We start from the raw sequence: 19,470 nt of genomic DNA on the forward strand, positions 1-19,470 counted from the left end.
GGTCAGCGGCCCACCGGGACCGGGGCCGCGTCCGCGGCGGGCACGGGCCCGGTGGCCGGGGCCGCGGTCCCGAGGGCCGTCTCCGGGTCCGGGTCGGAGTTGAACTCGGTGAGCATCTGGCGGGTGAAGCCGAAGAAGTAGGTGGCGGCGAAGCCCACGAGGTAGCCGACGGCCAGGCCGCCCGCGTAGATCGCGATGGTCGTCCCCATGCCCGACTTGCCGTCCAGCAGCGGGAACAGCGCCCAGCCCGAGGGGCCGATGGCGGTGGAGCCGAAGGCGGTGCCGAGCTGGTTGAAGAGGCCTACGAAGGCTCCGCCCGCGGCGCCGCCGATGCAGGCGGTGATGAAGGGGCGTCCCAGGGGGAGGGAGACGCCGTAGATGAGGGGTTCGCCCACGCCCAGGAAGCCGGCCGGGAGGGCGGACTTGATGGTGGCGCGGATCGAGCGGTTGCGGGGGAGCTTGTAGTAGACGGCGACGGCCGCGCCGACCTGGCCCGCGCCCGCCATGGCGAGGATGGGGAGCAGGACGGTGTAGCCGGTCTGCTCGATCAGGGTGGTGTGGATGGGGATCAGGGCCTGGTGCAGGCCCAGCATGACCAGCGGGAGGAAGAGTCCGCCGAGGACCAGGCCCGCGAAGGCCCCGCCGGTGGCGAGCAGCCAGGTGGCGAAGGTGCCGATGGCGCTGGAGACCTCGCCGGCGACGAACATCAGGCCGAAGAGGGTGACGAGGCCGGAGATCAGCACGGTGAGGGTGGGGGTGACCAGGACGTCCAGCGCCTCCGGAACCCACTTGCGGCACCACTTCTCCACCTGGACGGCGAGCAGCGCGGCCGCCAGTGCGCCGAGGACGCCGCCCTGGCCGGGGGAGAGCTGCTGGCCGAAGGCGTCGATCTTCGCGACGCCCGGGAAGACGATGATCGCGGCGACCGCGCCGCCGAGGACGGCGGTGCCGCCGAACTCCTTGGCCGTGTTGTAGCCGACGAAGACCGCGATCAGGGACATGAACCCGCTCGCCATCGCGGCGAGGGCGGGGACCACGGCCGGCACCCAGCCCATGTTGGTGAGGAAGCCGTTGAGCCCGGCGATGATGCCGCAGCCGATCAGGGCCGGGATCAGCGGGACGAAGATGTTCGCGATGCGGCGCAGGAACAGCTTGAAGGGGGTGGAGTTCTTCGCCTTCTGCGCGTTCTTGATGGCCGCGCCCTGGGCGGCGAGTTCGTCGGCCGTCACGGTGTGGGGGGTGGCGGGGCCTGCGGGGGCGGCGGGCGCCACCGGTGCCGCCGCGCGGCCTTCCGCGACCAGGGCCTCGAACTCGGGCGTGACGCGGGCGACGGTGCCCGGTCCCAGCACGATCTGGTACGTGTCGTCCTCGACGACGCCCATCACGGCGGGCAGGGCCTTGAGGGCCTCGTCCTGGACCAGGGAGCGGTCGCGCAGGGTGATCCGCAGGCGGGTCATGCAGTGCGCGATGGAGAGGATGTTGTCCGGACCGCCGACGAGGGGAAGGATCGCGGCGGCTGTGGCGCGGTTCTTGTCAGTGGACATCGTGGTGTTCGCCTTGCTGCTGGGGGTCAGCGGGGGTGGCCGGGGTGGGTCGGCGCGGGGTCATCGCGGGGTCATCGCGGGGTCTGGGTGAGGGCGGCCCGGAGGTGGCCCTTGGAGGCGGTGAGCAGTTCGCCGGCCGTGGGGCCGTCGACTCCGCCGAGGATGACGAGGATGGCCTGCTTGACCTCGCCGTCGGACGCGGTGAGCGCGGCCTCGATCTCGGCGTCGGGGGCGCCGGTGGCCAGCGAGACGATGCGGCGGGCGCGGGCGCGCAGCTTCTCGTTGGAGGAGCGCATGTCGACCATCAGGTTTCCGTACGTCTTGCCGAGCCGGATCATCGTGAGGGTCGAGATGAGGTTGAGCACGAGCTTCTGCGCGGTGCCGGCCTTCAAGCGGGTGGATCCGGTGAGGAGTTCGGGGCCGACGACCACCTCGATGCCGTGGTCGGCGGCCGCGGCGAGCGCGGAGCCGGCGTTGCAGGACAGTCCGACGGTGAGCGCGCCGCGGGCGCGGGCGAACTCGACGGCGCCGATCGCGTACGGGGTGCGGCCGGAGGCGGAGATCCCGATGACGGTGTCCTCGGCGGTCAGGGCCAGCGCCGTCAGGTCCTCGGCGGCCAGTTCCCTGGAGTCCTCGGCGCCTTCGACGGCCTTGACCATGGCGGAGGGGCCGCCCGCGATCAGGCCGACGACCTCGGAGGGGTCGGTGTTGAAGGTGGGCGGGCATTCGCTGGCGTCCAGTACGCCCATGCGGCCGGCGGTGCCGGCGCCCGCGTAGATCAGGCGCCCGCCGCGGGCCATCCGTTCGGCGATCCCGTCGATGGCGGCGGCGATCGTCTCCAGCTCGCCGGCGACGGCGGCCGGGACGGTGGCGTCCTCGGCGTTCATCAGGCGGGCGATCTCCAGGGTGGGCAGCCGGTCGATCTCGGCCAGTTCGGGGCGGAATGCCTCGGTGGTCAAGGTGGCGAGCTGGGCGCGGAGTTCGGCGTACGCGGTCATGAGTGGGGGGCTCCTGAACTGCTAGCGGGTGGTGCTGCCCCGCTTGGCGGTGGGTACGGGGGTGTGGTGGCGGGGCGCGAGCGCCTCGTACGAGGCTGCGAGCGCGGGCGCCGCGGTCTCGTAGGTCTGCTGGGCGACGCCCACGAACAGGCAGTCCACGACGAGGAGCTGGCTGGTCCGGCTCGACATGGCCGCCGGGCGCAGCTGGGTCTCGCGGGCGGCGGAGGTGGCCAGCACGAGGTCGGCGTAGTGGACGACGGGGGAGCCCGCGCGGGCCGTGAGCGCCAGGGTGGTGGCTCCGCGCTCGAAGGCGGTCCGCAGGGGCTCGATGACGTCGCCGGTGCCGCCGGAGTGGGTGATGGCGACGGCCACGTCGCCGGGGCGCAGCAGGACGGCGGTGGTGACGGCCAGGTGCGGGTCGCTGTGCGCGTGGGCGATGAGGCCGATGCGCTGGAGCTTCTGCGCGAGGTCCTGGGCGACGAGGCCGGAGGCGCCGACGCCGTAGATCTCGATGCGGCGGGCGCCCGCGAGGGCGGCGACGGCCGAGCCGAGGGCGGCGACGTCGAGTCCGGCGGCGGTGTCGGCGAGGGTCTGCGCCTCCTCCTGGGCCAGCTTGGCGACCACGTCGGCGAGGGAGTCGTCGACGGCTATGTCCACGGTGACTGCGGGGGCCGCGCCGGACTCCTGCTGGGCGGCGAGCGCGGCGAGCGCGAGGCGCAGGTCGCGGTAGCCGGGGTAGCCGAGGAGGCGGGCGGTGCGGACGACGGTGGCCTCGCTGGTGCCGGTGCGGGCGGCGAGGTCGCTGACGGTGAGCGCGGCGCAGGCCGCGGGGTCTTCGGCGACGGCCTCGGCGACGGCCTGCACGGAGCGGGTCATCGAGGGGCCGAGGCTGCGGACGCGGGCCCGCAGTGCGGCGGGGGCCGGGACGGGGACGGGTCGGTCCGCACCAGCGCTGGAGTTTTCTTTCACATTCTCGCTCACCCTTGAAACTTATTTTCAGAGGGGCGGGGACGTCAAGACGCCATAAGTCACCGGTGAAAGAGGACCTTCGCCACAGGGCCCGTCCGGGTCCACAATGTGTCCATGGACCACGCGACCCCCCCGACCCCCCTTGAACAGGCGCTGCACGCCGCACGCGCCCTCGTACTCGCCGATCTCGTCGCGGGCGAGGTCGCCGAGGCCGATGTCGTCTCCCTCGTCGAGGACGCGGTCACCCACCGCCGTTGGTGGGTGGAGGAGTGGCCGGAGGGCGTCGACTACCTCGCCGGACTCGTCGCCCAGGACGTGAAGGACGCACTGCTGGAGAAGTACGGACGCTGGCCGCTGTGCCCGGTCTGCGGCCACGGCGAGCCGCACGCACTGGACGTGGAGCCCGAGCTCGGACCGGACCCGATGTGGGTGTGCTCGGAGGCCGGCGTACGGGTGGCGCCGGTGGGCGGCCTCGCACCGGTGCTCGGCGGCCTCGGCTCCGGGAGCGGCTCCGGCTCCGCCTTCGGGCACGGCGAATGAGCCGCCGGTGACGGTGTACATCGACCCGCCCGACTGGCCGGGTCACGGCCGCCTGTGGTCGCACCTGGTCAGCGACGCCTCGTTCGAAGAGCTGCACGCCTTCGCGGCATCGATCGGCTGCCCCCCGAAGGCCTTCGAACGCGACCACTACGACGTCCCGGAGCACCGGTACGCGGACGCGGTGGGCGCGGGCGCGGTGGAGATCGGCAGCAAGGAACTGGTCCGCAGACTGACGGCGGCCGGGCTGCGACGGCCCAAGGGGCGGCCGGCGTAGGCGCCGGCCGTCGCGCCCGTGCCGTCAGTGGCGCTGGCTGGCCTTGCTCTGCCGCCGAGCGGCGGCCCTGAGCGTCCTGTGGCGCCTCGGGGGCCTCAGACCTTCTCGGTCGCGTCCGATCGGGACGGGGTCGAGCCGGCCACCACGCGGGTCGGGCGGGCCGCGCTGGAGCCCGTACGGCGGTCCAGGCGCAGGGCTGCGAGGCCCAGGGCTATGGCGGTGACGGTCATCGCGGCGCCTGCCCAGGCGGTGGCGGAGTAGCCGTAGCCGGCGTCGATGACGGTGCCGCCGAGCCAGGGGCCGCCGGTGTTGCCGAGGTTGAAGGCGGCCGTGGTGGTCGCGCCGGCCAGGGTCGGGGCGGCGCCCGCGACGTTGAACATGCGGGCGTTGAGCGCCGGGGCGGTGAAGAACGCCGAGAAGCCGATCAGGAACGAGAGGGCGATCGCGGCCGCCGCCGTGGAGGCCAGCAGGGCCAGCGCCGCCAGGAAGACCGTGGAGGCGGTGATGCCCCACAGCATCACCCCGAACAGGTGCGCGTCGGCGATCCGCCCGCCCACCGTGGTGCCCACCAGCGCGCCCAGGCCGAAGAGGCCCAGGATCCAGGGGACCCACGCCGAGTCGAGCCCGGCCACGTCCGTGAGCAGCGGGGACAGGTAGCTGAAGGCGCAGAAGACGCCACCCGCGGCCAGCGCCGTGACGCCGATGGACAGCCACACCTGGCGGTCGCGGTAGATGCGCAGCTCGCGTGCGAGCGTGGGCTTCTCGGCGGGCAGCGGGATCTTCGGGATCAGCGCGAGGATGCCGACGAGCGCGACGGCGGAGGCCGCGCCGACCGCCCAGAACGCGGAGCGCCAGCCCAGGTGCTCACCGAGGAACGCGCCGGCGGGGACGCCGAGGACGTTGGCGATGGACAGCCCGCCGATCATGACGGCCATGGCCCGGGCCCGCTGGTGCTGCTCGACCATGGCGATGGCCACGGCGGCGCCCACCGCCCAGAAGCCGGCGCAGGCGAGCGCGGAGACGATGCGGGAGGCGAAGAGCAGCTCGTACGAGGGGGCCAGCGCGCCCGCGACCTGGCCGAGGCCGAAGAGGCTGATCAGCGACAGCAGCGTGGTGCGCCGCGGCAGCCGCAGCGTGGCGACGGCGAGCAGGGGCGCTCCGACGACCATGCCGATCGCGAAGGCGGATATGAGCAGGCCCGCCTGGGGGATGGTGACGCCCATGTCCTCGGCGATGGGTGGCAGCAGCCCGGAGAGCATGAACTCGCTGGTACCGAGTGCGAAGACGGAGAGGCCGAGGATGTAGACGGCGACGGGCATGCGGGTGCGTTCGGCGGCTGCGGGCATGAACTACCTCAACCACGGCGAACGGGATCACATTCCCGGCTCCTCGGAGGGCTCGCCGAGCTCCGCCAGCTCCGCGGCCAGGTTCGCGCGGGCCGGGGCCTCCCAGTGCGCGGCCCCGTGGGCGGTGCGGAAGAGGCGGGGCAGCGCCAGCAGCTGGCGCAGTACGGCGGCCCGGCCGGCGCGGAAGGCCTCGTCGGGGACGAAGCCGTACTCGGCGCGCACGGCTGCCGCGTAGGCGGCGTACTCCTGCGCGGTGCCCGCCAGGACGCCCAGGTCGGCGTCGCAGAGCAGCTCGCCGTTGGCGTCGCCGGGGGCGGGGTCGTGGGTGATCGTGAGCCGGACGAGGCGGGCCACCTCGGCGGTGCGGGCGTCGTCGATGCCGAGCTCGGGCAGGGCGCGCTCGGCGAGGGTGGCGCTGCGCTCCTCGTTCTCGGAGCGGTCGGGCCGGTAGACGGCGTCGTGGAACCAGGCGGCGAGGTCTACGGCCGGGCGGTCCGTTCCGTCCTCGTCCCCTGCCGCCGCGAGTACGTCGACGCGTGCGAGTACGTCGGCCAGGTGCGCGGTGGTGTGGTACCTGCGCTGCGGCTCCGCCCAGGCGGTGAGGAGGCGGTCGGCATAGGGGGCGGGGTCGACGCCGGGGGCGGCTCCGGCGGCGGAGGCGGTGGCGTGCCAGCGGGCGCGGAGGTCCTGCTCGCGGTGCGTGTCGGAAGTCATGGCGGATGTCATGCGCACATTGTGGTGGTGGCGTGATTGTGCTGGTGGAGGGTGGGCGGAGGCCCGTACCCTGGATATTGGACTAGACCTATTTTGCAATGCGGGACGAAGGATGGGATTACATGAGCAACCGTGCGCTCCTGGAGGTGATCGCCCTCGACGTGGAGGACGCGGTCGCGGCCCAGGCCGGTGGGGCGGACCGACTCGAACTGGTCACCGACATGGCCGCCGACGGGCTCACCCCGCCGCGCGAGACCTTCGCGGCGATCCGGGCGGCGGTCGACATCCGGCTGCGCGTGATGCTCCGGAAGGCCGACGGCTTCTCGGCGGGCTCCGCGCAGGACGTGGAACGCCTGGTGGAGGAGGCGCGTGCGCTGCGCGCGGAGGGGGCCGAGGAGTTCGTCCTGGGCTTCCTGAACCCCGACGGCAGCCCCGACCTGACCTCCGTCGAGGCGGTCGTGGCGGAGCTCGGCGGCTGCGGGTGGACCTTCCACCGCGCGATCGACCGGGCGGCGGACCGCGACCAGCTCCGCAAGGCGGCCGGTGACCTGCCCGGGCTCGACACCTACCTGACCGCGGGCGCGGCGGGCGGGGTCGACGAGGGCCTGCCGGTGCTGCTGGCGGAGGCGGCGAAGGCGGGCACCCCGGGCTACGAGCCGCGCATCCTCGTGGGCGGCGGCCTCGCCCTCTCCCACCTCCCGGTGCTCCGTGAAGCGGGCATCGACGCCTTCCACATCGGCAGCGCGTCCCGCCCTTCCGGGTGGGACCGGCCGGTGTCGGCGGCGGCCGTCGCGGAATGGCGCTCCGCCCTGTCCTGACCGGACGGGTGAGGGGGCGGCTCTGCGGGGCGAAGTCCCCTACCCGCCCTTCCACCGTTCCCCGGGCTCTGCCCGGACCCGGTCCTCAAACGCCGGACGGGCTGAGAATGCCGCTGCGCGGCATCTTCCAGCCTCGCCGGCGCTTGAGGCGCGGGGTCTGGGGCGGAGCCCCGGGGAACGGGCGAAGGGCGGGTAGGGGACAGCCCCGCAGGGCTACGCCAGAGCAGCCGGCAGCGGGGCCGCGTGGAGGACGGTGAGGCCCGAGACGGCTCGGGTGAGGCAGACGTACAGGCGGCGCAGGCCGGTCCGCTCGTCTGGCTCGCCCGCCACCACCTCGGCCGGCTCGTGCAGCACGACGTAGTCGTACTCCAGACCCTTCGCGAGCGAAGCCGGTACGAGGGTCAGGCGCGACTCGGCAGTCGTCTCCTCGCCGGGGGACAGGTACGGCAGGCCCGCCGCCAGCAGCGCCTCCCCGAGCTCCGGGATCCACGCGTCCGCCGCGATCAGCCCGATCGACCCCTCGTGCACCAGCGAGGCCCGGCAGGCCTCGATCACCGCCGCCGGAAGGGCGCAAGAGGAGTCGACCGGGGAGACGATCAGCGAGCCCGGGGTCTCACGGACCGAGGAGACCGGTGACAGGCCCGGCGAGATCGCCGGCAGCAGCCGCGAGGCGTAGGCGATCACCTCGCGCGGCACGCGGAAGCCCGCCGTCAGTTCCTCCAGCACCGCGCCCGGCTTGCCCAGATGCCCCAGCGCCTCGTCCCAGCTGCGCGTCGCCCACGGGGTCGTACCCTGCGCGAGGTCGCCGAGGACCGTCGCCGAGCCGGTCGTGCAGCGCCGGCCGACCGCCCGGTACTGCATCGGGGACAGGTCCTGCGCCTCGTCGATGACGACGTGGCCGAGCGAGTGCGTGCGCTCCACCAGGTCCGTCGCCTCGTCGATGAGGACCAGGTCCGCCGCCGACCACTTCACCGACTTCACGCTGCGCGCCGGCTTGGCCCACAGCAGCAGTTCCTGCTCCCGCTCCGACAGGATCCCCTCCGCGTGCTCCGCGAGGAACCCCGCGTCCGAGAGCAGCCGCAGCACCAGCTTGGCCGGCTCCACCAGCGGCCACACGGCCTTGACCACGGCCTTCACGGCGGGATTGCGCGCCACCGCGTCCTGGACCCGGTCGTCGGGCGCCTCGCCCGCCTGCTCCATGCGTACGAGGACCGCGTGCGCGATCCGCTGCGGGAGGGCGTCGCGGGCGGCTCCGTAGCGGATGTCGCGGTTCTGGAGCTCGGCGACGATCTCGGCGATCTCGTACGCGGGCACCCGCCAGCGGCGCGATCCGCGGACCACCATCAGCGGTTCGACCGGCTCCGAGACGTGCGAGTGGACCGCGCGGCGCAGGACATCCGCCATCCGGGCATCGCCCTTGACCACGGCGGTTTCGGCGGCGTCCGCGCCGCGTACCTCCAGGTCCGCGCGGGCGACCAGGTCGTCGACCGTGGCCTGCTTCACCTCCAGCTCGCCGAGGGCGGGCAGGACCTGCTCGATGTAGTGCAGGAAGGAACGGTTCGGCCCGATGACCAGGGTGCCGGTACGGGCGAGGCGGTCGCGGTGCGCGTAGAGGAGGTACGCGACACGGTGCAGGCCGACGGCCGTCTTGCCGGTGCCGGGACCGCCCTGCACGCAGACGGATCCCGACAGGCCGGAACGCACGATCTCGTCCTGCTCCGGCTGGATCGTCGCCACGATGTCGCGCATGGGGCCGACGCGCGGGCGCTCGATCTCCTGCTGGAGCAGCTTGCTGACGGCCGCCGCCTCGGCGGGGTCGGAGAGGTGCTCGTCCTCGTACGCGGTCAGCTCGCCGCCCGTGTAACCGAAGCGGCGGCGCAGCCCGATGTCCTGGGGGTCGTTCTTCGAGGCCCGGTAGAAGGGCTGGGAGACCGGCGCGCGCCAGTCGATCACCATGGGGTCGCCGCCGGCGTCGTGGACGTGGCGGCGGCCGATGTAGAACTGCTCGCCCTCCGCGCCCTCGGCGAGCTCCGCGCCGGGCGAGTGCAGGTAGTTGAGGCGGCCGAAGAAGAGCGGGGTGTGGGCGAGGTCGGCGAGGGCCTTGATCCGGTCGTCGATCTGGGCCTGGAGGACGATCGCGTTGACCCAGTTCGCGGTGACGTCACGGATGTCGAGGTTCTCGACGTCCTCGCGCATCGCGCGGAGCGCCGAGCGGGAGGCGGCGAGGTGGGCCCGCTCGCGGCCCAGGGGGTCGGTGGCGGCAGCGTCGGCGTAAGGGGCGGAGTCGGGGTCGGCGTCGGGGTCGGTGACGTGGGCGTGCGCGGGCACGGAACTGCCTCCATCTGCTGAGGACCTGCGTGATGCGGGCGGACGGGCCCGCCGGTTTCCGAGCGGCGGGCGGCGCTCCCGGTGGCGCGGCGGGAGGCGGCAAGAGCGGAGATTGTAGCCATCGCGAGGGCGCCGCGCGAATGGATTACGGGGGGCCGAAAGTCCTTCTGGGCCGTGACCCCGTACGGGGGTTGTTCGGTCCGTGTCCTCCTTCGGACAGAGCCCGTAGGGGGAGGCATGGGCCGGGAGGAGGATGCCGGGGACCTGGAGGTTCAGCCCTCAGGGCGATGTGACAAGCCGGTCGAAAACCGACCATGGATACATGAGCACCGCAACCTACACCCCGGTCCAGGGTCGCCGCCCTCGCGGCGCCACCGCCACTTCCGACTCCCGCCCCCGCCACAGCGTCGGCAGCGTCCTGCGCGCGGCCAAGGTCTTCGCGGCCACCGCCGTGAGCGTGGTCGTCCTCGGTGAATACTCCGAGGACGCGGGCGTCATACGCCACTGAGGCCCGGCGCCGAGCCGGTGCCGCGGGCCGAGCCACACGCCCCGCGCCGCCTCGCCGATCGGACCTCCACGGGCCGGCCGGACACCTCCGCGCGGGTCTCGGGGCGTTGATCCACTAGGGTCGCGCCGTGACCCGGAGTTCCGAGCCCAGCCGCTCTCCGTCGCCCCGCGCCGGTGTGCTGCTCACGGGCCTGCTGCTCGTGCTCGGCGTGCTCTGCGTCGCCCTGCGCATCCCGGTGGCCGATGCCCTCGCCCCCGGCCTCTCCGCCGCCGAGTGGAGCCCGCCCGCCGCGTATCCGCCCTTCGCGGCCATCCTCTTCGCCCCGGCCGCCTGGCTGCCGACCGGCGTACTGAAGGCCGTCCTGGTGGGGGGCAGCGCCGCACTGTTCGCCCTGCTGATCCTGCTGTCGTGCCGGGCGGCGGGACTACGGGCCCGGCCGGGACCCGTGCTGGCCGCCACCGTCGCCGGACTGTGGCTGGAGCCGCTGTTCCAGACCCCGCTGTCCGGCCAGATCGCCCTGGCCCTGGCCTGCCCCGTCCTGTGGGACCTGCACCGGCCGCGCGGCGCCCTCGGCAAGGGCTTCGCGCTGGGCACGGCCGCCGGGATCACCCTGACCCCGGCGCTGCTGATCCCGTACCTCCTGCTGACCGGCCAGGTCAGGGCCGGGCTGACCGCGCTGGCCGCCTTCGCGGGCAGCGGCCTGCTCGGGCAGCTGGTCCTCCCGGGGGCCTCCGCCGAGTTCTGGTCCCGGCACCCGCCCGCGGGCGGCCGCTCGCTCCTGCTCGACTGGCCCCACCTGTGGGTCTGGACCGTCCCCCTGCTCACGGCCCTGCTCGCCGCCGTCCTGCGCCGCCGCTCACCCCTCGGCCGGCGGGATGTCCGCGCCGCCGAAGACCCGCAGCACCACGAGCAGCGGCAGCCGCCCGCGCGACACCACGTACCGGGCCACCGCGTCCGTCAGCGTTCGTCCTCCCGGTCCGTCAGCCGTCGGCCAGCAGCTCGTCGGCGTCCATGATCCGGTAGGCGTAGCCCTGTTCGGCCAGGAAGCGCTGGCGGTGCGCCGCGAAGTCCTGGTCGATCGTGTCGCGCGCGACGACCGAGTAGAAGCGCGCCTCGTGGCCGTCCGCCTTCGGGCGCAGGACGCGGCCCAGGCGCTGGGCCTCCTCCTGGCGGGAGCCGAAGGTGCCGGACACCTGGATGGCGACCGTGGCCTCGGGCAGGTCGATGGAGAAGTTCGCGACCTTCGAGACGACCAGCACGCTGATCTCGCCCTCGCGGAAGGCGTTGAAGAGCTTCTCGCGCTGCGCGTTGGACGTCTCGCCCTTGATGACGGGCGCGTCGAGGTGCTCGCCGAGTTCGTCGAGCTGGTCGATGTACTGCCCGATGACCAGCGTCTGCTCGCCCGCGTGCTTGCGCACCAGCGCTTCGGTGACCTTCCGCTTGGTGGCGGTGGTCGCGCAGAAGCGGTACTTCTCCTCCGTCTCGGCGGTCGCGTAGGCGAGCCGCTCCGACTCGGTGAGGTTCACCCGGACCTCGACGCAGTCGGCGGGCGCGATGTAGCCCTGCGCCTCGATCTCCTTCCACGGGGCGTCGAACCGCTTCGGTCCGATCAGCGAGAACACGTCCGACTCCCGGCCGTCCTCGCGCACCAGCGTCGCCGTCAGTCCGAGCCGCCGCCGCGCCTGCAGGTCCGCGGTGAACTTGAACACCGGAGCCGGCAGCAGGTGCACCTCGTCGTAGAGGATCAGGCCCCAGTCCCGGGAGTCGAAGAGCTCCAGGTGCGGGTAGATGCCCTTCCGCTTCGTCGTCAGGACCTGGTACGTGGCGATCGTGACGGGCCGGATCTCCTTGCGCGTACCGGAGTACTCGCCGATCTCCTCCTCCGTCAGCGAGGTCCGCTTGATCAGCTCGCTCTTCCACTGGCGGGCGGAGACGGTGTTCGTGACCAGGATCAGCGTGGTCGCCTTGGCCTTCGCCATCGCGCCGGCGCCGACCAGCGTCTTGCCGGCGCCGCAGGGCAGTACGACCACGCCGGAGCCGCCGTGCCAGAAGCCCTCGACGGCCTGCTGCTGGTAGGGGCGCAGCGCCCAGCCGGTCTCGTCCAGCTCGATCGGGTGCGCTTCGCCGTCCACGTACCCGGCGAGGTCCTCGGCCGGCCAGCCCAGCTTGAGCAGGGTCTGCTTGATCTGCCCGCGCTCGGAGGGGTGCACGGCCACGGTGTCGGCGTCAAGGCGCGCGCCGACCAGCGGGGCGACCCGCTTCGACCGCAGGATCTCCTCCAGCACCGGCCGGTCGGTGCTGGTGAGGACCAGCCCGTGGACGGGGTGCTTGGAGAGGGTGAGCCGGCCGTAGCGGGCCATGGTCTCGGCGACGTCGACGAGCAGCGCGTGCGGGACGGGGTAGCGGGAGAACTCCACGAGCGCGTCCACGACCTGCTCGGCGTCGTGCCCGGCGGCCCGCGCGTTCCACAGCCCGAGCGGCGTGATCCGGTACGTGTGGATGTGCTCGGGGGCACGCTCCAGCTCGGCGAAGGGCGCGATGGCGCGCCGCGCGGCCGCGGAGAGCTCGTGGTCGATCTCTAGGAGGAGCGTTTTGTCGCTCTGGACGATGAGGGGCCCGTTCACGCGCGTGTCCCTTTCCTGCGGGGGAGGGCCACCCGGACGCGGGTGGCCAAACCTCCAGTCTGCCGCATCGCTCAGCGGGTGGGGTGGTTCTGGGCCGTAGGGAGCCCCGCCGGCCGGTGCGGCGCGGGGTCAGGCTCCGCCGGAGGCGAAGGCGAGGATGGCGGGGGCGGCCTCGCGGAGCGTCGGGAAGTGGCGATGGGCGCCCGGGGGTGGAGTGGGGGCGTTGACGGACCAGACCGTCATGCCCGCCCGGAGGCCCGACTGGATGCCCGAGGGGGCGTCCTCGATGACCAGGCAGTCCGCCGGGTCCGCGCCGAGGCGCTCGGCGCCCAGCAGGTAGGGGACCGGAGAGGGCTTGCCCTCCGTCACGCAGGCGGCGTCCACGAGGACCTCGGGCACGGGCAGGCCGGTGCGGTCGAAGCGGCCGCGCACCCGGTGCCCGTAGTTGGAGGTGACCAGGCCCCAGCTCCCCGGGGGCAGGGCGGACAGCAGCCCGGCCGCGCCGCCGAAGGCGGCGTAGGTGCCGGAGCGGACGTCCTCGTCCTCCAGCTCGTGCAGCGCGGCCAGGCACGCGTGCGGGTCCCGGTCCGGGGCGACGGCCGCGAAGGTTTCCATCGGGCGGGTCCGCAGGGCCACGGCGTACACCGCGTCCGGGTCCAGTCCGTGGCGGGCGGCCCAGGCCGCCCAGACCCGGCGCTGGTTGGCGACGGCGTCGACGAGGGTGCCGTCGACGTCGAACAGGACGTACCGGGCGGGAGCGGTGGCCGAGGCGGCCGAGGTGGTCACCGGCGGATCATGCCAGGCCGCGCAGGAGCAGCTTCAGGCCGCCCTCGAACTCCCGGTCCGGGGTGACCGATCGGGCGTCACGGGCGGTGGCCGACATGTACGGGAACTCCTGCGGGGGGAGACCGGCGATGGCGGTGGTTCCGGGTCCGGCCAGCGGCCCGAGGTGTTCCAGCTGCGTGGCGCCGATCACGTACGAGATCAGGGCGCGCAGCGCGATGACCCGCTCCTCCGCCTCGATGCCGGCCTCCGTGAGGACTCCGAGCACCGTTTCCGACCAGCGCAGCCCGCTGGGCGAGCGGTGCCGGTGCGTCAGGGAGAGCGGCAGCGTTTCCGGGTGGGCGCTCATGGTGTCGCGCAGGCGGTGGGCCAGGACCGTGATCCGGCCCTGCCAGGGGCCCGGGGGCGGCGGGGTGGTGTCGACGCCGCTGAGGACGAGTTCGACGACGAGCGCTTCGAGTTCCTCGCGGCCCGGGACGTAGCGGTACAGGGCCATGGGGCTGATGCCGAGCTCGGTGGCGACGGCGCGCATGGAGAGGCCGGGGAGCCCGTCGCGGTCGATGACGGCGAGTGCGGCGGCGGCCAGTTGGTCCGGGGTGTGTGAGCGGGGGCGCGGCATGACGGTTGACAGCGTACGGCATACGCCTACGCTGGAGGGGTAGGCGTACTGCATACGCCTACGCCTGTCGAGGGAGGGTTTCCCATGCTCAAAACCGGTTCCGTGGTACCCGTACGCCAGCTCACGCCCGTCGCAGGAGGGGCCCCGGAGGGCGGGGCTTCCGAGGCGGGGGCTTCCGAGGCGGGGGCCTACGGGGGAGGGTCCGTCTCCGTGCCCGACCCCGAGCGCCTCGTCCACCTGCAGTTCCGGCGCTTCGCCGGCTGCCCCGTCTGCCACCTCCACCTGCGCTCCGTCGTCCGGCGGCACGCGGAGATCGAGGCCGCCGGGATCCGCGAGGTCGTGCTCTTCCACTCCACGGCGGAGGAACTGCGCCCGCACATCGCCGACTTCCCCTTCGCCGTGATCGCCGATCCGCAGCAGCGGCTGTACCGGGAGTTCGGCGTCGAATCCTCCCCGCGCTCCCTGCTGGACCCCCGCGCCTGGGGGCCGGTGCTGTGGGCGATCGCCCGCTCGGCCGCCGCGGTGGCGCGGGGCCGGGAGCGGCTTCCCGCCCGGAGCCAGCCGAATGGACGGCTCGGGCTGCCCGCCGACCTGCTGATCGGGCCGGACGGCCGGGTGCTGGCCGCCAAGTACGGCGAGCACGTCTACGACCAGTGGTCCGTCGACGAGTTGCTCCGGCTGGCGGCGGCCCGATATCCCGTGGGCGCCGGGGAGGGGGCTGCGTAGGGTCGGCGCATGACTACGGAGCAGCAGGGATTCGTACCGCCGGCCGAGGTGTTCGAGGTGCCCGTCCGGCTCGTCGGGGAGGGGTTCCGGCTGGAGCCCCTCGGGCCCGAGCACAACGAGGGCGACCTCGCCGCCTGGAGCGGGAGCATCGATCACGTGCGCGCGACGCCCGGCTTCCTGGGGGACTGGCCTCCGGAGGAGGGCATGAGCGCGGAGGCGAACCTCGCCGACCTGGTGCGCCACGCACGCGACTTCGCCGAACGGCGGGGGTTCACGTACAGCGTGCTGGACGGCGAGCGGGACGGGGAGGGGGAGGTCATCGGCTGCCTCTACATCTACCCCGGGAAGGCGGACCCGGAGCGCGTGCACGTGACTTCCTGGGTGCGCGGGGACCGGGCCGCGTACGACAAGGCGGTGTACGGGACCGTCACGCGCTGGCTCGCCGAGGCCTGGCCCTTCCCGGCGGACCGGATCGACTACGCGCCCAGGTGATCGCCCGGTCGCCCCGATCGCCCCGGTCACCCCGGTCACCCCGGTCCACCGATCCCCCGATCGTCAGTCGTCGCAGGTGTGGAAGGTGCAGAAGCGGACCGCGCTCACGCCCGGGATTCGGGAGATCTCCGCTTTGAGCGCCTCCCGGCCCCCTTCCTCGGGGAAGTGCTTGGGCATGCCCACGTGGAGCTTGAGCTCCCCGGCGTACTCGCCCACCTCCACCTGGGTCGCCCCGAACGGCCGCAACCGTTCCTTGTAGCCGTCCACCTCCTGGCTGCGGTCCCGGTCGTTCTCGCCATCCAGCTTCGCGGAGAAGTACGGGGGCGGCTCGTTCGCCTCCGAATCGTGGGCCGACGGGAAGAAGAGGGGGAGGGCGATCAGGGCGAAGGATGCGGCGGCCATCAGGGGCGCCGCCACTGAGAACCTGGTGCCCGGGCGGTTCTGGGGGTCCACGAAGGCCGCGATCAGCAGCAGCACGGCGGCCGGGAGGAAGAAGAACATGCCGATGAGGGCGCCGATCACCGACCAGGCGATCAGGCCCGACCCGATGAGGAGGCAGGTCCGCGCGAACGCCTTCGGGCCCCCGCGCATCAGGAGCGGCGCGGCGGTCACGATCGCGGTGGTGAAGAAGAACCCGCCCAGGAGCTGGGACATGGCGATCCCCAGGACCGCCGCGGCTCCCGCCGCCGCGACCCCCGCCACGCCCCAGGCCCACTGCTGGCCGGACACCTTCTGGGATTCCTCCATGACGCCCCCTCGGTCTTGAACGTGTTCAACTGAACATGTTCAAGATAGTGCACGCGAGGGGTGCGGGGGAGCGGCACGGGCGATCGGACGGTGCTCGGCCGCGGCCGTTGCCGAGGGCGCGGAGGACCGCGCCCGCGGCCGTTGCCGTTGCCGAGGGCGCCGAGGGCGCCGAGGACCGCGCCTCCTATGCGCCCAAGTGCTCCAGCGGTCCGGCCGGATAGGGGGACTCCAGCGGGAGAAGGGCCCGCGCCGCCTCCGGTTCGCCGGAGCGGAGCAGGCCGTGGACCTCCCGCGCCAGCGGGGTGACATCGCGGATGGAGACCGTCCACTCGTCGGCGTAGGCGCGTGACATCGGTCCTGACAGGCCGAGTTGGAGCGAGCGGTACGGCAACGGGTTCAGGTGCAGGTCCCGCTCCGGGTCCCACTGCACGCGGGCGGGGGCCGTGCGCAGGGCCCGGGTCCAGGCCTCGCGGTCGACGTGTACGCCGGGGACGTAGTGCGACAGGCAGGCCCCGCTCAGTGCCCGGTCGAAGCCCGCGCGGGTGATCTCGACGGCCAGGACCGTCTCCTGGTCGGACTTGGTGGCCCAGCCGCAGCGGTACATCATCCACAGGAACGAGGGCTTGACCCAGGTCATCCGCTCCCGCTTCCAGTCGGGCGGGAAACGGCCGTCCCGGGCGGCCGGCACCCCGATCCGCGGGTGGTACGCCTGGTACACGGTGAGGGTGTCGGCGGTGTGTGCGGCGCGGATCTGATGGCGGGGGACGTGGGTGGTGTGAGTGGCGGGGCCGGTGGGGGTTGCGTCGGACATGGCTCCAGGGTGCGGGCCCATGACCCGCCGGGGCCAGGGGATTTCCTCCGGGCGCCCCCGGGGTCCGGCTCCGGGCCGTCCTTTCCCTCCCCCGACTAGACCTGGTCCTCCGCCAGTTCCGCGACCCCCGTGATCCGGTGCAGCGCGAAGGTCCGTACCTCGTCCGCCGTGTGGTCGTAGCCGGTGACGAAGCCGCCCTCCACCCGCACCGGGGCGATGACCCGCTGGCTCGCCGCGCCGTCGGCGTTGACGTAGCCGATCCACACCGCCGACCCGGTGAGCGCCGCCGCCTGCACGGTCGCCAGGGTCTCCGCCGCGCTCGTGCGCGGGAGTTCGCCCGGAGCGCCGGAGCCGCCCGCCGCGGACCCGGACGGACCCGCCGGCTCCTTGCGGACCGCCGTCGCCGCCAGGTCGCCCGCACGGATCGCCCGTACGGCAGCCCCCAGCAGCGTTCTGTCCGGGACCGGCGGCCCGTCGGGGACCGGTACGGGCAGGGCGCGGGCCGGGGTGCGGTGGGCGTCGGCGCGGGAGACCAGGACGTCTCCCGTACGGGATTCCGCGGCCGGGGCGTACCCCATGGCCCGCAGCCCGTCGAGCAGCGCCGTGGGTTCGGCCTGCGCGGCCAGTACGGTCGGCGCGAGGCGGCGCAGCCCGAGGCCGGCGGACCGCTTGTCGGCGAGGATCTCGTTCAGCATGCCGTCGTCGTCGCAGCGCACGTACGAGGAGGCCGCGCCGACCCGGAGGTGTCCGTGCCGCCGGGCCACGTCGTCGATGAGGTACGACAGCGGCTGCGGCACCGGGGTCCGGCTGTGCTCGGTGAGGAAGGACTGCAGGTCCACGGCGGTGTGGCCGGCGTCCAGGGCGCGGCGCACCGACCCGGGCGTGAACCGGTACACGGTGGCCCCGCCCTTGGACTCCACCTCCGCCAGCACGGCCAGCACCTCGGCGAGCGCCCGCCGCAGCGGACCCGGGGCCACCGCCGTCAGGTCGGCCTGGAGCAGTACGTGGTCCACGGGCTCGGGCAGCAGCGGCGCGAGCAGCGGCGCCGGGTCGCGCCCCTCCATCAGGGCCCGGCCGGGCGCGGCGAGCGCGCCCCGGCCGGTGACTCCGAGGACCTCCGCCTCGGTCAGGGTCCAGCGGGCGAGGCGGGCGCGCAGTTCGCTCGTACCGCGCACCGGCCGCTCCCACGCGAGGCGGGCGAGGAGCACCGCCGGGTCCGGGGAGCCGCCCTCGGGGAGCTCGGCGAGCAGGCTCAGGATGCGGCGGCGCACCTCGGGGGCGGCGGAGCGGTCCAGTTCCGCGCCGAGCACCGACAGGGTGCGGCCCTTCGCGTCCTGCTCTCCGACCAGGCCCGGGGTCCGGGTGGCGGTCAGCCAGGCGGCGGCCAGCGCCGACCAGCGCTCGGCGGGCGGGAGTTCGAGCCAGACGTCGAAGGCGGGGGTCGGGGCGTACCGCTCGTCGGCCTCGCCGTCGCTGGCCAGCAGGCCGGCCGCGTAGGACAGCTCGATCCAGAACGCCGCCGACGGCTCGTCGGTGTCCAGGGTGGCCGCCGCCCGCTTCAGGTCGCGTACGGAGAGCCCGCCCGCCCGGAGCACCGGCGGACCGGTGTGCTCCCAGGACTTCACCAGCTCCTCGACCGTCGACAGCGCCGCCAGTGCCTGGCCGGCCGCGTTCGCGTCCACAAGCTGTGGACGGTGCTCGCGGTGCGCGGGAACGGCCGGGGCCAGTGGCTCCGTCGCCCGGTGCGCGAGCCCGCCGCGCAGGTGCAGCGCCACCTCGCGCGGCAGCAGCACCGTGCGCGCCGTGGCCGGCAGCAGCAGTCCGCGGGCGCGCAGCCAGCGCACCGGCGGCGTCGGATGGGGCGTCACTTCCCCGTAGGGCGGGCCCCAGACGAGCCGGCCCAGCACCTGGTGGGCCTCCGCCGGAGCCTCGTCGAGCAGCGCCGACATCCGCTCCGGGTCGGTGAACAGGGCCGTCAGCGCGGTCACCGCCGACACCGGGTCGTGCGTCGCGGGCAGCCCGACGGCCGCCACGATCTCCTGGATCCGGGTCGGCGACATGCCGGCCGTGGCCTCGGCGACGGTGGGGCCGAGGCCGGTGGGGGAGGGCCGCGTCGCGGAGGGGGCGAGCAGTTCGCGGGCGGTGCGGACCAGGCGCAGCCGCTCGTCGTCGCCCCATACGAGGGCCTGCTCGCGCAGGGTCGCCAGGGCCCGGGGGAGTTCGGCGCGGGCCCCGTTGTCGGCGCCGGAGGTGGTGCCGGTGTCACCGCTGAGCAGGGACTCCAGTACCGCGTACGGGCAGGGCTCCGGGCCCACCGCGAGGGCCTCGGCGGTCTGCAGGGCGAACCGGTCCAGGCGGTCCAGCGCGCGCACCACCGAAGCCCGCGTCCCGGCGCGCGTGGCGAGCTGCGTCACGTCCCCGGGAACCGGGCTCAGCAGGTCCGGCCGGGCACGCAACAGGGCGCCGAGCCCGTCGTCGTCGCGGGCGCGCAGCGCTTCGGCGAGGGAGCGCGGAGCGCTTCCCGGGGTGCTCGGGTCAGGCACGGTCGTCGCCTCCTGGTCGCGTCGGCCGGTCAGTCGGCCGGTCCCCATCCGGCCAACGGTATCCGCTGCGCCCCCGGCCGCTCCAC

Annotated in this window: 19 protein-coding genes; 7 read left to right on the forward strand and 12 right to left on the reverse strand. The window is 73.9% G+C overall.

The genetic code is table 11. The annotated features are described in order from the left end of the window. Positions 1-2: 2 nt before the first annotated feature. The 3 genes from OHA37_RS21045 to OHA37_RS21055 all read right to left on the reverse strand — a co-directional run bounded on the left by OHA37_RS21045 (position 3) and on the right by OHA37_RS21055 (position 3,523). The gene (locus OHA37_RS21045) at positions 3-1,544 is read right to left on the reverse strand and encodes a PTS transporter subunit EIIC (protein ID WP_266907461.1); all 1,542 of its coding nucleotides are present in this window, start codon (positions 1,542-1,544) and stop codon (positions 3-5) included. 71 nt (positions 1,545-1,615) lie between these two features. Continuing rightward, the gene (murQ, locus tag OHA37_RS21050) at positions 1,616-2,542 is read right to left on the reverse strand and encodes an N-acetylmuramic acid 6-phosphate etherase (protein WP_266907463.1); all 927 of its coding nucleotides are present in this window, start codon (positions 2,540-2,542) and stop codon (positions 1,616-1,618) included. 21 nt (positions 2,543-2,563) lie between these two features. Continuing rightward, positions 2,564-3,523 (reverse strand): MurR/RpiR family transcriptional regulator, encoded by a 960-nt coding sequence (locus OHA37_RS21055; protein ID WP_266907465.1) that lies wholly within the window; start codon positions 3,521-3,523, stop codon positions 2,564-2,566. A gap of 102 nt (positions 3,524-3,625) precedes the next feature. On the opposite strand from OHA37_RS21055, the gene OHA37_RS21060 reads away from it, so the two are divergent. Together OHA37_RS21060 and OHA37_RS21065 are read left to right on the forward strand one after the other, a co-directional pair. Continuing rightward, positions 3,626-4,051: a hypothetical protein gene (locus tag OHA37_RS21060; protein ID WP_266907467.1), complete on the forward strand. Its 426-nt coding sequence runs from the start codon at positions 3,626-3,628 to the stop codon at positions 4,049-4,051. A gap of 7 nt (positions 4,052-4,058) precedes the next feature. Further along, on the forward strand, positions 4,059-4,325 hold the full coding sequence (locus tag OHA37_RS21065) for a DUF4031 domain-containing protein (RefSeq protein ID WP_266907469.1): 267 nt from the start codon (positions 4,059-4,061) through the stop codon (positions 4,323-4,325). A gap of 95 nt (positions 4,326-4,420) precedes the next feature. On the opposite strand, the gene OHA37_RS21070 is transcribed toward OHA37_RS21065, so the two are convergent. Beyond that, a complete protein-coding gene (locus OHA37_RS21070) occupies positions 4,421-5,644 on the reverse strand; it encodes a Cmx/CmrA family chloramphenicol efflux MFS transporter (RefSeq protein ID WP_266912957.1) in 1,224 nt (407 codons plus the stop codon). Positions 5,645-5,698: 54 nt separating this feature from the next. Next, positions 5,699-6,397 (reverse strand): HD domain-containing protein, encoded by a 699-nt coding sequence (locus OHA37_RS21075; RefSeq protein WP_266907471.1) that lies wholly within the window; start codon positions 6,395-6,397, stop codon positions 5,699-5,701. A gap of 110 nt (positions 6,398-6,507) precedes the next feature. On the opposite strand from OHA37_RS21075, the gene OHA37_RS21080 reads away from it, so the two are divergent. Beyond that, entirely contained in the window at positions 6,508-7,203 is a 696-nt protein-coding gene (locus OHA37_RS21080; RefSeq protein WP_266907473.1) for a copper homeostasis protein CutC, read from the forward strand. Positions 7,204-7,416: 213 nt separating this feature from the next. Here OHA37_RS21080 and OHA37_RS21085 read toward each other — a convergent pair whose 3' ends face one another. Next, positions 7,417-9,531, reverse strand: a complete 2,115-nt coding sequence (locus OHA37_RS21085) for a HelD family protein (protein ID WP_443046192.1) — start codon at positions 9,529-9,531, stop codon at positions 7,417-7,419. A gap of 322 nt (positions 9,532-9,853) precedes the next feature. Between OHA37_RS21085 and OHA37_RS21090 the strand changes: the two genes are divergently transcribed. After that, on the forward strand, positions 9,854-10,039 hold the full coding sequence (locus OHA37_RS21090) for a hypothetical protein (RefSeq protein WP_243339576.1): 186 nt from the start codon (positions 9,854-9,856) through the stop codon (positions 10,037-10,039). A gap of 127 nt (positions 10,040-10,166) precedes the next feature. After that, on the forward strand, positions 10,167-11,054 hold the full coding sequence (locus tag OHA37_RS21095) for a glycosyltransferase family 87 protein (protein ID WP_266907476.1): 888 nt from the start codon (positions 10,167-10,169) through the stop codon (positions 11,052-11,054). On the opposite strand, the gene OHA37_RS21100 is transcribed toward OHA37_RS21095, so the two are convergent. The 3 genes from OHA37_RS21100 to OHA37_RS21110 form a co-directional block, all read right to left on the reverse strand. Then, a complete protein-coding gene (locus tag OHA37_RS21100) occupies positions 11,020-12,663 on the reverse strand; it encodes a DNA repair helicase XPB (RefSeq protein WP_266907478.1) in 1,644 nt (547 codons plus the stop codon). The two genes, OHA37_RS21095 and OHA37_RS21100, sit on opposite strands and share 35 nt — an antisense overlap. 129 nt (positions 12,664-12,792) lie before the next feature. Continuing rightward, entirely contained in the window at positions 12,793-13,449 is a 657-nt protein-coding gene (locus OHA37_RS21105; protein ID WP_266907480.1) for an HAD family hydrolase, read from the reverse strand. 7 nt (positions 13,450-13,456) lie between these two features. Continuing rightward, positions 13,457-14,065 (reverse strand): TetR/AcrR family transcriptional regulator, encoded by a 609-nt coding sequence (locus OHA37_RS21110; RefSeq protein ID WP_266907482.1) that lies wholly within the window; start codon positions 14,063-14,065, stop codon positions 13,457-13,459. An 84-nt stretch (positions 14,066-14,149) separates the two neighbouring features. On the opposite strand from OHA37_RS21110, the gene OHA37_RS21115 reads away from it, so the two are divergent. After that, positions 14,150-14,791, forward strand: coding sequence for a peroxiredoxin-like family protein (locus OHA37_RS21115; RefSeq protein WP_266907484.1), 642 nt, complete (start codon positions 14,150-14,152; stop codon positions 14,789-14,791). 9 nt (positions 14,792-14,800) lie between these two features. Continuing rightward, entirely contained in the window at positions 14,801-15,283 is a 483-nt protein-coding gene (locus tag OHA37_RS21120; protein WP_266907486.1) for an N-acetyltransferase, read from the forward strand. A 63-nt stretch (positions 15,284-15,346) separates the two neighbouring features. Here the strand turns inward: OHA37_RS21120 and OHA37_RS21125 are convergent, their stop codons facing one another. The 3 genes from OHA37_RS21125 to OHA37_RS21135 all read right to left on the reverse strand — a co-directional run bounded on the left by OHA37_RS21125 (position 15,347) and on the right by OHA37_RS21135 (position 19,432). Continuing rightward, a complete protein-coding gene (locus OHA37_RS21125) occupies positions 15,347-16,030 on the reverse strand; it encodes a hypothetical protein (RefSeq protein ID WP_266907488.1) in 684 nt (227 codons plus the stop codon). Between the two features lie 184 nt (positions 16,031-16,214). Beyond that, the gene (locus OHA37_RS21130) at positions 16,215-16,841 is read right to left on the reverse strand and encodes a DUF4291 domain-containing protein (RefSeq protein ID WP_266907490.1); all 627 of its coding nucleotides are present in this window, start codon (positions 16,839-16,841) and stop codon (positions 16,215-16,217) included. Between the two features lie 95 nt (positions 16,842-16,936). Continuing rightward, on the reverse strand, positions 16,937-19,432 hold the full coding sequence (locus tag OHA37_RS21135) for a helicase C-terminal domain-containing protein (RefSeq protein WP_266907492.1): 2,496 nt from the start codon (positions 19,430-19,432) through the stop codon (positions 16,937-16,939). Positions 19,433-19,470 lie beyond the last annotated feature (38 nt).

It is taken from the genome of Streptomyces sp. NBC_00335, assembly GCF_036127095.1.
Lineage (GTDB): Bacteria > Actinomycetota > Actinomycetes > Streptomycetales > Streptomycetaceae > Streptomyces.